The sequence below is a fragment of the Ruegeria sp. CDSC081 genome (assembly GCF_059610485.1).
The window spans coordinates 394,521-409,317 of sequence record NZ_JBXWNS010000002.1 but is presented as its reverse complement, the minus strand read 5'-3'; the positions used below and the strand labels follow the sequence as shown (position 1 = coordinate 409,317).

Genomic DNA, 14,797 nt, shown 5'->3' with positions numbered 1-14,797 from the left:
GGTGACGATCTCATTCAAGGGCTCGCATTTCCCAAAAGATGTGATCTTGCACGAGGTGTTTTTCTATCTGCGCTACTCAGTGTCGTATCGGGATCTGGAAGAAATCCTGGCTGAGCGCAGAGTTAAGGTTGATCACGCGACGCTGAACCGTTGGATCGTCAAATATGCGCCATTGATTGCCGACAAGGCACGTCGCCAGAAGCGAAACTGCGTCCGCCTCTGCAACGCTCGATGGGATTGAAGTTGCGCAGATGATCAGGAAGGGTCAGTTCGGAGTCGGAATCTGCCCGTTCAAGCAGTTTGCGAACCAAACCGCTTGAACTTAGTAAATTCCAACCAGCCCTCACACTTCAGAGAATTTTGCGACAAAGCCGCTAAGATCATACCGAACTTGCGAATTCGGACCAACGGTGGCTCTTCCCGCAATATGCGGTCGGAAGGGCAGAGTAGATGAACGGCAGATTCCTTTCGCGAGCTGTTAGTTCGTAGACCTGCCGATTTTGTGGCTGCGGCGAATGTCTCCTTTGATGAGCTGCAGCGCAGTGGTGGGACAAATCTGCCAATGGCAGGTTCGGGCCGCCCGTTCATTTGCACACAGCGTCTGGAAAAATCGCAAAGGTCAGCTACAGTAGTCAATGTTCAAGCGTCCGCTTCAACACAATGCTTTGCTGCTACCTAACAGTTGCGTGAGATTTCGGGATAGGTCTAAGAAAGTTATGCCCTCCTAGCAATCTCAATTCAATACTGAAGAATATGAGTAATTTGGCGGAGATTTAAGTGCGACTTAGCGTGGGCATCGCTGTGTCAATTCTGGTGGCTGTGTCTATCGGAGTGTCGACCTTTATTGTCCATTCCCTATGGTGGACGACTGCGCGCGACAATAGCCGCATGCTTGCAGCTGAAATCAACGGCCAGATCGCGAACACTGTCCGCATCGAGGTGGGGGTGACGCTTAGGTCGGCCGAAGCCGCCTGGGCAGCCGTTCGCACGATCTTTGTCCAGAACGTCATCGCGACGCGACAGGCCGACAAGCGCGAGTTTGTTTTTCTGTCGCAACTGCAGGCGCAGCCGAATATCTCATGGATGTTCTTTGGCTGGCCCGATGGCAATTTTTTCGCGTCGCACCGTCTAGGTGACGGCGGGCTTGAGATGATTGAAATCGACAAGGGGATCCGCGACCGAATGCTGCGGAAGGATCGCTACATCTTTATCCCCGGTGACATTCAGTTCGAGGAGAGGACCTTTGCCGAAACATCCTATGATCCGCGCGAACATGCCTGGTTTGAAAACTTCATGGGTCTCAGCTCTGCGGGGTGGATCGAAACGCGCGACCTTCCGGATAGTAAAAAAACCGTTTACGCCTTTGCTGGTCCGATAGACGTTAACCGAACGCGGCAAGGTGTTCTGGCGGTTGCAATCGAAACGGATCGTTTGTCACGTTTTCTCGCCACGCTTGCCCCCGGCGAATTCGGCGCGGCATTTATTCTGAACGCTGACGGCAAAGTTATTGCAGTACCTGATGCAGAAGCGGATGAGATTACCCCGGCGCGCATGGGCGAAGGGAAGCTCTATGAAGTTGCCATGATCTCAGGCGAAAGGTTGTTGGCAGATCCCCAAGCGAATGCCCAGGGCACGTTGACGAAACGTGTCGTCATCGACGGCGTGCCTTATGCGGTGGCGCTGACGCCACTGGGGTTTTACGGCTGGCGCGTTGCCACGGTCATACCCGAAGCGGCGTTTCTGTCGAGCATCGATGAAGCGCTGATAAACTTGATATACGTTTTGATCGGTGTGGTAGTCGTCGCAACCGGGCTGGCGATCTGGCTGATCCGAAGCATTGTCGCAAATCCGTTGGCACGCATCGCCGAAGATCTTGGCAAAATCGAACGCTTTGACGTCGAACGCATTGAGCGCAGACCCTCCAGACTGTCTGAGCTTGCCAATCTTTCTGCGGCAACCGCGAGCATGGCCGCTGGTTTGTCCGCTTTCCGAAAATACGTGCCCACCGATCTCGTGCGTATGCTGGTTGCTGAGGGCATCAAGATACAGCCGGGCGGAGAAATGAAACAGATCTCTGTGTTGTTTTGCGATGTAGCGGGTTTCACAGGGCTGTCCGAAAAACTTGGCCCAAATATTGTCCAGCTGATGGAGCCCTTCTTCAGCGCAGCCTCAGCGGCCATTACTCAAAACGGTGGGACGATCGACAAGTTCATAGGCGATGCCGTGATGGCGTTTTGGGGGGCGCCGCGTAAAGATGCCGATCACGCTGAAAATGCTTGCCGCGCAGCGCTGGATCTTGTCGCTGCGGTGGGCGCGTCCGGAATTGAAGATGAGGCCGGCAACCCCCTACGCGTCAGGATCGGGGTGAACAGCGGCGAGGCTCTGGTCGGAAATATCGGATCAGAGCAGCGGTTGAACTACACCGCGATTGGTGATGTCGTGAACGTAGCCAGTCGGTTGGAAGGGGCCAACAAAGACTATGGAACGCTGATCCTGGTCGGGCCGGAAACGAGGCGACAGGCCGCTGACGCAATCGTGGTCCGTGAGTTGGACACGCTTACCGTGTTTGGACGTGTTGAAGAGCTGGTGGTCTACGAACTGATCGCGATGGCGGATGGGCGTGTTGGATCATTTGCCTGGATAGAGGCTTATGAACAGGGCCTTACACATTATCGGACAGGGCGGTTTGAAGAGGCCGTTGCCGCCTTTTCGGCCGCAGACCAGGCGCGAAACGGAGACCCCGCCTCAGTCGCCATGATGACCCGCGCCCAAGACCTGTTAGACAGGCCGCCAAAGGAAGGCTGGCGTGCGGTTACTAGCACCAACAAGAACCAGTAGGTAACTTCCGTTTAAGTTAAGGGGCTTTGGGAAAGTCCGACAAGTCTTGTGTTGTATGTGCTCAGCGCGCCAGGGGCTTCGCTCTCGCAGCGAATGTCCGGAAAGTGGGTTACGACCGCAGCATCACCACGCTGTAGCCAATGTCCGGTTTGGGCCGAGTCTGCTTGCGCAATGCACATAGTTGTTTCGGCGGGTTCGTTCATTGCTTCGCGTTCTCAAATTACTCGGTCATTCTTGTTTGGCCTGAACATCCAAATATCGGATTAGAACTCTTGGGATGGACGGCTAATACCTACTGTGATCCTATGCTGTCGCAGTTCATGGGCATTCAATGCGATCAGCTTCGTATATTGTAGGTATTTTGGTAGCCATTGCCGCCAGCATTGGCCTTTATTTGGTTTCTTACCAGTACTTCGTTTCGGAGGAGCTTTCGAAAGCTCAGGGCCGGCTCTCTCTCTACCAAAGCTCGGTAAACAGCGAACTCGAACGATTTTCCCACCTCACATATGTGCTGTCACAAGATTCCTTTGTAATTGGAACAGCCGAAGGAGACGGCACCGGAGCTTTAAACCGACGCCTTGAGGATTTTGCGGAGCGGGCGGAGCTGGATGCTATCTACCTGATGGACGAAGACGGGATCACGATTTCCGCATCGAACTACCGCGACACAGGGAGCTTTGTTGGCCAGAACTACGCTTTCCGCCCATATTTCCAAAGTGCCATTTCTGGTAAACAGGGCCGCTTCTATGCCATCGGGGCGACGACTGGTCTGCCAGGATACTTCATCGCCAACGCAGTGCTTGACGACCAGGGTGATTCAACTGGTGTCATAGCGATTAAGATCGATTTCTCTAATCTTCAGGATAGTTGGAAAAACTCGGGCGAACAGGTTCTTTTGGCCAATGAAGACGGTGTCATTCTGCTTTCTTCGAACTCGGATTGGCAATATCGCGCGTTGACGCCATTGTCAGAACCACAGCGAGAGCGAATTCGAAACGCCCGGCAGTTTCCGGGGCAAGCCTTAGATGCGTTGGATTGGATTGAGTTGCCGGGAGATCAGGCCAGAATTGCGGGGACGAAGCGCTTGCATCTTGCAGCAACGGATTTGCCTCATGGCTGGTCGCTTCACTATTTTGCAAGTGACGATCAGGCTGTAGCGCGCAGTTGGCTTGTAACTGCAGTTTTTGTCCTCTTGGCGGGGCTCACATTTATCTTCTTCCAGATACAACGTGCGAGACGTGTAAGCGCTGCTTTAGCGCGGTCCGAAGAGGAAGAAGCAATGCTGCGCGAAGCAAATGAAAGGCTTGCCATCGAAATCGACGACCGCAAGACAGCCGAGCGGAGCCTCAGACGCACCCAGGGCGAGTTGGAGCGCGCAAGCCGACTGGCCGCTCTGGGGCAACTATCCGCGTCGGTGACGCATGAGCTGGGCCAGCCCATCGCGGCGATGCGCAATCATCTGGTGGCTGCAGAGATTTCATCTTCCGGTGAAACCAAACTGCCACAAAAAATCGGCAACCTGGTTGACAGGATGGAAGGGATCACACGCCAGTTACGGTTTTTTGCACGGTCGGAGAGTGAGGCGTTCGACGACGTAGACTTACGCACTTCGGTTAATGCCGCGTTGGCTCTGGTTGCCCCAAACATCGAACAGGGCAAGGTGAAAATCTCAATTGATGCGTCGACTGGTCCGGCGTTTATCCGGGGCAGTGCCCTGCGGATCGAACAGGTCATCACAAATCTTTTGCGCAATGCCATAGATGCTACGGATGAAGCGGATGCGCCTGAAATCCATATCGCTGTCATGGCTTCTGATGATGAGGTCGTGTTGGAAATTCAGGACAACGGTCACGGGTTGGGCGAGGCAACGCTGGCAGAGTTGCAAGAGCCATTTGTAACCACAAGAGAGAGCGGGAGAGGCATGGGCTTGGGACTGGCCATTTCCACCAGCATTGTCAAAGATCACGATGGCACAATGACGGCCCGAAATCGAAATGGCGGCGGAACAATTTTCCGTGTCACCTTCCCGATAGCCTCAAATACTGAAGAAACGGACGAATGAACCTGCAGCAACCCTTCAAAGTTCTGGTCGTTGATGATGACAAATCAATGCGACAGTCTCTTGTTGAGTTGCTCGAAGCCGCCGACTGGACTGTCAGCGCCTTGCCACGTGCGACTCAGGTGACGGAACATCTGGCCAACGCCTCGCCCGATGTCATTTTGTCCGATGTGCGTATGCCCGGCATGTCCGGACTTGAATTGCTGGCCAGCCTGGACAGGAATGTGGCGCCTCCGGTGGTATTGATTTCGGCACATGGTGATATCCCGATGGCGGTTCAGGCCATACAGGACGGGGCATATGGGTTCATCGAAAAGCCATATGAACCACGGCGATTGCTTACGGTGCTGAGGCACGCGGCCGAACAATACCGAATGCGAAGAAGTAATGCCCGCCTCAAAGACCGGCTGTTCAAACTGTCAGGCCTTGACCGCATCCTGCTGGGCCAAACGGACGCCATTACAGACTTGCGACAAGAAGTACTTGATCTTGCTGATACATCGGTTGCGGTTTTGTTGCAGGGAGATACGGGCACCGGGAAAGAGCTGGTTGCTCATGCTTTACATGATTTGGGCCGCTCGCCGGAGGCACCGTTTCTGGCGCTGAATTGCGCCGCATTGTCGGCCGATACATTTGAAGCGGAAATGTTCGGCGTCGCGGGTGAATCCGACGGAAGGCTTGGGGCGGCATCGGGTGGGACCTTGTTTCTGGATGAAATCTGCTCGTGCCCACCAGCGGCGCAGGCCAAGCTGTTAAGGGTCATCGAAGATCAACAAGTGCTGCCTGTGGGGGCTGTGTCGCCGGTGCCGGTAAGCTTCAGGGTCGTGTCAGCAACCAACGAAGACGTTGTACTGGCAGCCGAGCAAGGCCGCCTGCGTCAGGACCTTTTGTTTCGATTGAATACTGTCGTCCTGTCCTTACCCCCGCTTAGACAAAGACGGGATGATCTGGTTCTGTTGGCAACGCATTTCTTAAACGAATACGCGCAGGTTTATGAGATAGACGTACCAGAACTTGATCAGGACGATTTGGCGGCTCTGCTTGCACATGACTGGCCCGGCAATGTGCGTGAATTGCGCCATGTCTGCGAACGGCGCATATTGGCGGCCCGGCGCGGAGGCGGTTCGTTGGCGCAGGCTATCCAAAGCGATCAGCACTTCGACGAAGTGCCGGATACCCTGCGCGATGCCGTTGCCGCTTTTGAACGCGAGCTCATCGGCAAAGCCATCAAGGCGCATAAAGGCCGCATGGATGCCGCCGCCGAAGCGCTTGGGATTGGCCGCCGAACGCTCAACGAAAAGATCGTCAAACTTGGTCTCGATAAAGAGGCTCTGTTGTAGGCGAAAACAGCTCTGCGGAAATCCGCAGGGCGCCCGGGAAAACGCGCGCATTTTCCTTCATAGTCAGGACGTCGCGCATTCTGAATACTCCGCCCAAACGAATTGCATGATCTGGGAGGAGCCACTATGCGCAAACACCTTAACCGGGCGGCCATTGCCGCCTTGTCGCTGACCGTTGCATCCGAAGCACTGGCCGTCGAATGGAATGTATCCCTGTGGGGCAAGCGCCGTGCTTTCACAGAGCATGTCGAAAAGCTGGCTGAACTGGTGAACGAAAAGACCAACGGTGAGTTTACCCTGAACATCAGTTATGGTGGCCTGTCGAAGAACAAAGAAAACCTCGATGGGATTTCGATTGGTGCGTTTGAAATGGCCCAGTTCTGCGCTGGCTACCACCGCGACAAGAACCCCTCAATCACTGTCTTGGAACTGCCGTTTCTGGGCGTGACATCCCTTGAACAGGAAGTCGACTTGTCGATGGCCGTTTATCAACATCCAGCCGTTGTCGAGGATTTGGCACGCTGGGACGCGACTCTGCTGATGCCGTCGCCGCTACCGCAGTACAACCTTGTCGGGGTAGGTGACGCGCCGAAATCTCTGGCCGATTTTGAAGGTCTGAGTGTGCGCGCCACCGGCGGTATCGGTAAAGCGATGGAGACGGTTGGCGCAGTTCCGACTTCGATGTCCGCATCCGAAGTACGTCAGGCAATGGACAGCGGCATCGTCAAAGCCGTCAGCTTTGCACCACACGCCCATATGTCCTTTGGCACTATTGAGAACGGTACGTGGTGGACGACGAACCTGAACCCCGGAACAGTCAACTGCCCGGTCGTCGTGAATACTCTGGCACTGGAAGATCTGTCCGATGAACATCGTAAAGCTCTGCTGGGGTCGATAGACGAAGCGCTGGATCACTACGTTTCCCAATACCAAACCAAAACGATGGAAGCTTGGGGCCCCGAGCTGGATCAACGCGGCATCGAACGGGTCACGTTCAGCGATGAAGAAATCGCGGCATTCAAAGAGGCCGCCGCCGCACCCGCAGCAGAAGCCTGGATTGCGGAAAACACCGAACGCGGTCTTCCGGCGCAAGAGCTCTATGACCTCGTGACCGGCAAGATCGCCAACGGTAGCTAACCCACTCACCACCCGACGTCGGCCAAGCTGGCGTCGGGTGCCTATTCCCCTGATAGCGGAGCACAACGATGGCCGGGTCATCCCTGGTGCTGTCCGACGACAGCCGTCTCAGCATTCTCGATCAACATCTCTACAAACTGGAGAGCTTTCTGGCTTTGATCAGCGGTCTTGCGGTTTTCTCTCTGATGGTCATGGCCGTTGTCTCCGTCGGTGGTCGGAACATCGCCAATGCGCCGCTTCCCGGGTATGTCGACTGGATTGAACAGGCCATGCCGTTGATTGCCTTCATGGGGATATCTTATGCGCAGCGCGATGGCGGCCACATCCGAATGGACATGTTCGTTGGTGCACTTAAAGGCCGAACGCTCTATATCGTTGAATTCGTGACAACCACCGTCATTCTGGCGCTGATCGTCTTGCTGATCTGGGGGAGCTGGGCGCACTTCGCGCGCAGTTTCGACTATGGTGCCCCACTGTGGAGCCGCGACAGTTCCATTGACATCAGTATCCCGCTGTGGCCCGCCAAACTGTTGGCACCCGTCGCCTTCAGCGTGCTTTGCCTAAGGCTCTTTCTGCAGCTCTGTGCCTACGGTCGTGCGATTCGCCATCCTGACCAGCCGCCTATCGCCGTCCCGTTGATTCCCGATGCCGCCACCCAGGCTGCAATGGAAGCCGAGCATGTCTCGGGCCACGACAACTGAGGTAAATTCTGATGGAACCCATTGAAATTGGTCTGATCGTCTCGGGCGGAATGCTTGTTCTTGTGGTGCTGGGTATGCGTGTGGCATTTGCTGCCGCAACGGCCGGAATGGTTGGCCTGATCTGGATCTTCTGGGCCAAGTTTGGGTACGACCCGGCGCGGTTCGGCAAGGCTGTGACTGTGGCCGTCAAAACAGCGGGGCAGGTGCCGCACTCCAAGATTTCAAGCCAAGCGCTGAGCCTTATCCCGACCTTCATCCTTATTGGCTACCTCGCCTATTACGCGGGCCTGACTAAAGCGCTGTTCGAAGCCGCCAAGCGATGGCTCGCCTGGGTTCCAGGCGGGCTGGCGGTTTCGACCGTTTTCGCGACCGCCGGGTTCGCTGCGGTTTCCGGAGCCTCGGTTGCCACATCCGCCGTTTTCGCCCGCATCGCCATCCCCGAGATGCTGAAGATCGGCTACGACAAGCGCTTTGCTGCAGGTGTCGTCGCTGCAGGCGGCACGCTGGCGTCGCTCATCCCTCCCTCGGCCATTTTGGTTATTTACGCGATTATCGTGGAACAGGACGTGGGCAAACTGCTGTTAGCCGGTTTCATTCCGGGCATGTTCTCAGCTTTGATCTATGGCTTGCTGATCATTGGCATGGCTGTTGTGATCAAAGACTTTGGTCCCGCAGTCTCAGGCTTTACATGGAAAGAGCGTTTCATGTCTCTTCCGCCCGCACTGCCTATCTTGTTTGTCGTCGTTACCATCATCTTCTTTGTCTACAACCCATTCGGAGGCGATGCTTGGGGCACGCCAACCGAGGGTGGCGCAATCGGTGCTTTCGTTGTCTTTCTGATGGCTCTTTACCAAGGCATGCGCTGGTCTGAGCTGAAAGACGCGTTGCTGGAGACAGCCAAGCTGAGCGTCATGATCTTTACCATCATCTGGGGCGTGTTAGTTTACGTCCGGTTCTTGGGTTTTGCCGAACTACCCATCGCGTTCTCCGACTGGATCACCTCGCTTGAGATGTCGCCAATGCTGATCTTGGTCTGCATCCTTCTGGCTTATGCCGTTCTGGGCATGTTCATGGATGCGATCGGAATGTTGTTGCTGACGTTGCCGGTTGTTTATCCCGCAGTCATGGCGCTGAACGGTGGCGAGGCCGTAAGCGCAGCCGACAGTACCTTCGGTATGTCCGGACCGATGTGTGCCATCTGGTTCGGTATTCTGGTCGTAAAAATGGCCGAATTCTGCTTGATCACACCACCTATCGGACTGAATTGCTTTGTAGTGGCTGGCGTGCGTGATGACCTAAGCGTTCAGGATGTTTTTAAAGGTGTAACACCTTTCTTTCTGGCGGATGCAGCGACGATCGCGATGCTCGTTGCCTTCCCTGCTATCGTTCTATGGCTTCCCGGACAGGTTTGAACGACCTGGCATGATCTTGGAGTGCGGTTTGCCGGTGCGGCTTAGACAAAGATGCAAGATGCGTGACATTCATGAATAAGCAACGGCAACCAAAAGCATAGATAGCTGGCGTCACTATCTGTTCAGTCTTGTAAAGGCGTGTCGACTGATTTGGACCGCTTTCCAATGTCTGGTTTGACGGAGCCGCATGCGTGCGTGGATAGTCCCCATGAACGGCAGATTTGAGCCGCCCGCATGATCAGTTATTGGTGGGGCGGGGGCCCTTTCTGCAGCGGCACCGGAGTCTGTTGTGAGCCCAAAGCGTGAATTTGGTTTTCTCGCTGCGTGCGCTCGCAGCACGTAAGTCGCCACGGCCGCATCATTCTCAGCGCCGCTGCGCGGTGTGAAAACCGGCCATTCAAGCATGCCGCTGCGAGATTTACTTCCCAGATTTACAGGTTGCGGACAAATCTGCCCTTCACTTGTTTGGTTTCAATGATCCCTCGCAACCAAACGCGGACATGTCCGATCCGCAGATTGGACAGGAAGCAACTATGGCTGCCCAAGCAAACAAACGTTGGGCATGCGACGAAGTGGGTTTTTGTGCGCAGGCGCATTCTGCGCGGTTGCACCTGAACCGACACCGAGGCAAAGCGCTTCAGAATCCACTTATGCGTTCTATGAGCCAGTACATCGATACCGACCCGATGCCATAGGCTGTAATCACAGTCGCCCTTTGGCTAACTGGACGTGCCATCAACCGCCAGATCGCGACAAGAAGAGCCAAGGCCCCGACAAAACTCAACTGGCCGGCCTCGACGCCCAAGTTGAAGGCAAGCAAGGCCGCAGGAATATCGTTTGAGGGTAGTCCGATATCGGCCAAAGCGCCTGCAAAACCAAGGCCATGCAAAAGCCCAAACCCGAAACAAACGATCCAGGGCTTCTGCTTTGAAAGTCGGAAACGCCCGTCGCCACCCTTAACAATTTCCATCGCCAGAAAAACAATAGAAAGCGCTATGATGGCCTCGACCGGCGGACCAGGGACATTCAGAAAACCTAGCGTTGCCAGTGCCAGTGTTATTGAATGCGCCAGTGTGAATGCTGTGACTGCTCCTACCAGTCTCCACGGATCACGGACCAGAATAAACAGCGCGAAGACAAACAGCAGATGATCCCAGCCTTCCAGGATGTGTTCAAAACCCAACTGGAAATACGCGGTGAAAACAGACCATGTGGTCTGTTCAGAAGGTATGTTCTGAGCTGCTATCTCTGATGTAAACCGAAGCGTCGTGGGCTCAGCCTGCAGGGGCTGCACACGGACCAATACGTCGTTCTTTTGAACCTCCAAACCTTCTATCTGGATGGGTTGGCCCGCAATATCCCCGCGGCACTCGATAACCCAGGAAGAAACCCATGCTCTGCCATCGAAAATTGGGGTAGGGCCGCGCGCCGGGGTGCAACCATCCGGCGCCATGACATCAATTGCCATGGGTTGACCATTCACATCGGGTTTTCGCCAATGAACGCTCCAGGTGTCCGATGTGATTTGGCGAATTTCCAAGTACCCCGGATCAAGCGCATGCGCCGAGGCATTTCCTGCGACCCACGCAATCAGCAACGCAATCAGTAGGCCAAATACAGCTTTCATTTGGTTTGACCTGAGAGAGCGGGCACTATGATCTCATAGTTGGCAGCAAGAATCTCATATTGCGCTTGCGCCAGATCTTCGCTCATCACGCGACGCCAATCCCGCAGCACGGCATCGTGAATTTCTGATAATGGGGGTATTTGACTAGGTTCGATGTCTTGCACCTGAACTAGATGGACTCCGTAACCCGACTGGATCGGGCCAGCCCACTGACCTTTATCCAATGTTGTAAGACCCTTGGAAAAGCCAGATCCAAAGACCGAGTCTATCACTCTGGTCGCAGTCAAGGGCATAGATGCGGGCAGCAGTGTCGAGCCGCCCAGGTCGGAAACCTCATCTCCCGCGCGCAGGGCGGCCAATACCCCCTCGACTTCAGCTTTGTTTGGCTCCTCACCAATAAAGACCTGAATGAAGGCCAGCTTGCTGGGCGTCGCATAGCGCTCCGAGTTGTTTTGCAAAAAGGCCTCTAAATCTTCGTCTTCCGGAACAACAGACGTGGCGATCGCTTCGGTCAGGAAATCCATTTTTTGACTGAGACGAGACCGGATCACGGAGTCTCCGCGATCAAGGCCAAGCTTTCTTGCTTCTCTCACCAGAACCTCTTCGCGAATTGTTGCATTGGCCAAAGCTTGCAACTCGGCATCGTTTGGGCGCCGTTTCCACCGTGCTTCAAACTGATCAGACAAAAGCGCGATATCGTTTTCGTTGATTGTTATTGTTCCAAAATCTTCGACAGTCTCATTTTCCGGCGCAACCAATTGGAACCAAATGAAAATAGCTGCTCCAATCAGGAAGAAATGGAACAGGGGTTCTTTCAATATTCGCATGAAGGCTCCTGCATGAAACGCGCTCCGGTTTTACGTATCGATGCTGACATCAGTCGATTGAGCATTGCAAGAAAATCAACGCGACGCACAAATCAATCGTCTGGTGAATGGGCCGAGGTAAAGGCTTCTACCTCGGTTGCCAACGCCGTGATCGGCAGTGTTACTCTGCCGGTGTATACCAAATCGGGGAAGAGTAAGCGCGTTCCTGATGTGTGAGCACCGCGTCTTCGGGCAATTCGGCGCCAAATCTCAGCTTATCGTAAAGAATCCAACGCGGTGTTGGAATTTCGATCGCACGTACGTAATAAAATGCGCGTGCATTTGGATCGAATTCAGGATCAGACCAAACGGTTACAAGTTCGGCAGTTCCAATCGTGTTGGTCCAACTGGCGGTTTCAACATCGACTGTGTTTCCAACCGCAGGGATCTTGCCGTTTTGGTCAGCAACACGGTTGTCCGACCACGCCACATCGTAAACCTTTTCCTGCAAGGCCCCTTCAGAATCCAGCCAACCCTTTACCACCTGCACGCGATCCAGATTGGCACCAACCGGGTCGCGTAGTGCAGCGATCAGGAATGCGGGCGCACCTTCACCCTCGCGAGGTCGCAGATCCGAGCCCATCGGAACACCTTTGGTGTAGCCCACATCTGCAAGGAAGCGTGTTTCAACATCCGCGTCACTGAAACCCCAACCGCCAAAGAACCGCAGGCCGATCCGAGGTCCTGTGGTTGCATAGGTTTCGCGTCGCTTGAACGCATCGAAGATTGCAGCGCGAGTATTATCGGTCGCCCAAACTGCCGTGTATCCCGATGCGACAAGAAGGTCGCCAGGAATTTCACCAAGGTCATTGGCGATGAAAGGATGCTTTATTCTCGTGGCCGAAGGTTCAACACTGACGGATTTTCCAAAGAAGTTGTCTTCTTCGGCAGTTGCCAGAGACGTATGGCTGTCCGTTGCGCCGCCCATGCCGAACTTATATGGGTTAACGCCGAACTTTTCTTCTAACAACAAACCGCGCTTCAAAGCTTCTCGGGCGTATTCGCCAGCCAGCATGTCATCGGTTTTCAACTCGGTTATGTCGAGGTTGCCGACGTCCCAGTTTTCGTAATCCGCGAATTCATCATCGGGGCTCAGGAAGGGGTGCGCTTCGCCGTCGCCCTTGATCTGCGTGACTTCATAGTGGGGTTCCCATTTCGCGCGGGCGGCCACATATTCCTCGTCTACCTTGCCACCGTGATAGGTGTCTTCGGTCGGGAACATCCACCCGTTCGAAAGGTTGCCGTTATGGGCGAAAGCTACCGCCCGACCGCCCGTTTTTTCTTGATAGTCTTCCAGCCATGCATATAGCGCCTTTGGGTCGGTATCACCAAAGGGTGGTTGCGTGACCGGCGGCACCATCTGAAGCGCCCTGATCGGCCCATCACGCAGCATGACGTTTCGATGCAGATTGAAACCCTTGGGTACAGAGGTCCATTCGAATCCAATGAACGCTGTGAAATTGCCGGGGTCGTTATGTTCTTCCGCAGCCAGAACGATTTGCTCCCATGTAAAAGCAAAAGCGTCTGCACCCGGGCTGTAAGACTCCAGAAGAACTTCTGGCAGGGTCATTTGCGAAAAGTTGGTGATGATGTCGAACGCCGCTTTGCCGGCCTCTTCGCCACCTGCCTTGTAACCTTCGTACCATTCCAATCCTTTTGGATCCGCAAGGACGCCCGGCTTACCAGCCTGAAGGTCCGGGGCAAATCCCATCAGGTCAGTGTGATCCGTGAGAACCATCCAGTCGAGAGGCCGGGCCAGTCTTACTGGTTGACCCGTGGATGAAATGACCTGCTCACCTTTTGCAAAGCGCCAAGCTTCATCAGGTAACAGTGTGTTCCCGAAAGCACCTGCATCCAGCGAAAGTCCGGTGTGAAGATGCGAGTCTCCCCACAGCGGGCGCTCAGGGAAAGTCCGGTTCGCATATGGAGAATAAGGCTGCTTTGAGAACAAGCCTTCCGCCGCTTCTTCGCTAGGAACAGCGTCGGCAAAGACCGTCGATGATGCCAGCCCCAGTGAGATAGAATAAACAAAAGCTCGAAGCATATTGACCTCCCAACTCAAGATCGCCCGGTGGTGCCGGTGACTTACATCTCAAGAATTAATATTCCTATTTCTCTATATAACATCAATTTTCAATTTGTGGGAATACTCAGCTCTCGGCTTTGTCACGATGATGCAAGTAGGAGTGTGGCTGCCGAAGTTGGTCTGAAAATGACTCGATAAGTCATAGCCTCGATTGTTGGGTTCAAAATTTATAACAGAAGCTTTGGAGAATTTGCGGTTTGAATTGGCGAATGTCCATCGTGAGCCATGTATGCACTTTTTGCAAAGTTGGCATAGCTGCGCTTAGATGACATTCTTGGCTATCGCGGCATGGATCATTTTGGGCTGGTAGCTGCCGAATGCATCGGCAGAAATGGTGTTCTCGGCTGACTTCCGAGAGCCGGTTTCACGACCGCTCGCATATCTCAACACGCCAATATGGTCGACTTGTGCGAGATTGGGTGGCGGCGATCAGGCTGGAGCCCAGTGGATACGGCGCCCATTTGCTGCGCCGGACCAAAGCAGCGGAGATATACCGCAAAACCGGAAATCTCAGAGCAGTTCAACTCCTGCTTGGACACACAATGGTAGACAGCACTGTCAGATACCTTGGTGTCGAACTTGAAGATGCGCTGAGCATCGCCGAGCAGATCGACATTTGAACCACGTTAGCGGGCGGCACTTGCCGTTCGCCAATCCGGACCGGACTCACATTCGCGCCGCAGCAGTTGTTCGATTCAAGCCCGTATTGACCGATGTTGCGGCTTGTATAT

9 protein-coding genes and 2 pseudogenes are annotated in these 14,797 nt (G+C 54.5%); 8 read left to right on the top strand and 3 right to left on the bottom strand.

The window, feature by feature from the left end; all coding sequences use genetic code 11:
• Position 1 precedes the first annotated feature (1 nt).
• The 7 genes and pseudogenes from AC2FH9_RS04990 to AC2FH9_RS04960 all read left to right on the top strand — a co-directional run.
• A pseudogene (locus AC2FH9_RS04990) lies at positions 2 to 205 on the top strand (IS6 family transposase); the annotation flags it as partial.
• Positions 206 to 777: 572 nt separating this feature from the next.
• Positions 778 to 2,838 (top strand): adenylate/guanylate cyclase domain-containing protein, encoded by a 2,061-nt coding sequence (locus tag AC2FH9_RS04985; RefSeq protein ID WP_496749369.1) that lies wholly within the window; start codon positions 778 to 780, stop codon positions 2,836 to 2,838.
• Between the two features lie 331 nt (positions 2,839 to 3,169).
• Positions 3,170 to 4,900, top strand: a complete 1,731-nt coding sequence (locus tag AC2FH9_RS04980) for a sensor histidine kinase (protein WP_496871000.1) — start codon at positions 3,170 to 3,172, stop codon at positions 4,898 to 4,900.
• Positions 4,897 to 6,237, top strand: coding sequence for a sigma-54-dependent transcriptional regulator (locus AC2FH9_RS04975; protein ID WP_496870999.1), 1,341 nt, complete (start codon positions 4,897 to 4,899; stop codon positions 6,235 to 6,237). Before AC2FH9_RS04980 ends, AC2FH9_RS04975 begins: the two co-directional genes overlap by 4 nt.
• 126 nt (positions 6,238 to 6,363) lie before the next feature.
• The gene (gene dctP, locus AC2FH9_RS04970; protein ID WP_281995470.1) at positions 6,364 to 7,374 is read left to right on the top strand and encodes a TRAP transporter substrate-binding protein DctP; all 1,011 of its coding nucleotides are present in this window, start codon (positions 6,364 to 6,366) and stop codon (positions 7,372 to 7,374) included.
• A 68-nt stretch (positions 7,375 to 7,442) separates the two neighbouring features.
• Positions 7,443 to 8,075 (top strand): TRAP transporter small permease subunit, encoded by a 633-nt coding sequence (locus AC2FH9_RS04965; RefSeq protein ID WP_496870998.1) that lies wholly within the window; start codon positions 7,443 to 7,445, stop codon positions 8,073 to 8,075.
• A gap of 11 nt (positions 8,076 to 8,086) precedes the next feature.
• Positions 8,087 to 9,487: a TRAP transporter large permease gene (locus AC2FH9_RS04960; RefSeq protein WP_496691967.1), complete on the top strand. Its 1,401-nt coding sequence runs from the start codon at positions 8,087 to 8,089 to the stop codon at positions 9,485 to 9,487.
• A 637-nt stretch (positions 9,488 to 10,124) separates the two neighbouring features.
• Here AC2FH9_RS04960 and AC2FH9_RS04955 read toward each other — a convergent pair.
• From AC2FH9_RS04955 to AC2FH9_RS04945, 3 genes are all read right to left on the bottom strand, one after another.
• Complete coding sequence (locus AC2FH9_RS04955; protein WP_496870997.1) at positions 10,125 to 11,114, bottom strand: HupE/UreJ family protein; 990 nt, start codon at positions 11,112 to 11,114, stop codon at positions 10,125 to 10,127.
• A complete protein-coding gene (locus AC2FH9_RS04950) occupies positions 11,111 to 11,941 on the bottom strand; it encodes a peptidyl-prolyl cis-trans isomerase (protein ID WP_496870996.1) in 831 nt (276 codons plus the stop codon). Before AC2FH9_RS04950 ends, AC2FH9_RS04955 begins: the two co-directional genes overlap by 4 nt.
• A gap of 160 nt (positions 11,942 to 12,101) precedes the next feature.
• Positions 12,102 to 14,024: a DUF3604 domain-containing protein gene (locus tag AC2FH9_RS04945; protein WP_142640387.1), complete on the bottom strand. Its 1,923-nt coding sequence runs from the start codon at positions 14,022 to 14,024 to the stop codon at positions 12,102 to 12,104.
• A gap of 398 nt (positions 14,025 to 14,422) precedes the next feature.
• Here AC2FH9_RS04945 and AC2FH9_RS04940 point away from each other — a divergent pair.
• Positions 14,423 to 14,686: pseudogene (locus tag AC2FH9_RS04940) on the top strand (tyrosine-type recombinase/integrase); the annotation flags it as partial.
• Between the last annotated feature and the right edge of the window lie 111 nt (positions 14,687 to 14,797).

Coding starts and splice junctions, on each gene's coding strand:
- AC2FH9_RS04980 (WP_496871000.1), top strand. CDS start 3,170: ATGCGATCAGCTTCGTATATTGTAGGTATTTTGGTAGCCATTGCCGCC.
- AC2FH9_RS04975 (WP_496870999.1), top strand. CDS start 4,897: ATGAACCTGCAGCAACCCTTCAAAGTTCTGGTCGTTGATGATGACAAA.
- dctP (WP_281995470.1), top strand. CDS start 6,364: ATGCGCAAACACCTTAACCGGGCGGCCATTGCCGCCTTGTCGCTGACC.
- AC2FH9_RS04965 (WP_496870998.1), top strand. CDS start 7,443: ATGGCCGGGTCATCCCTGGTGCTGTCCGACGACAGCCGTCTCAGCATT.
- AC2FH9_RS04960 (WP_496691967.1), top strand. CDS start 8,087: ATGGAACCCATTGAAATTGGTCTGATCGTCTCGGGCGGAATGCTTGTT.
- AC2FH9_RS04955 (WP_496870997.1), bottom strand. CDS start 11,114: ATGAAAGCTGTATTTGGCCTACTGATTGCGTTGCTGATTGCGTGGGTC.
- AC2FH9_RS04950 (WP_496870996.1), bottom strand. CDS start 11,941: ATGCGAATATTGAAAGAACCCCTGTTCCATTTCTTCCTGATTGGAGCA.
- AC2FH9_RS04945 (WP_142640387.1), bottom strand. CDS start 14,024: ATGCTTCGAGCTTTTGTTTATTCTATCTCACTGGGGCTGGCATCATCG.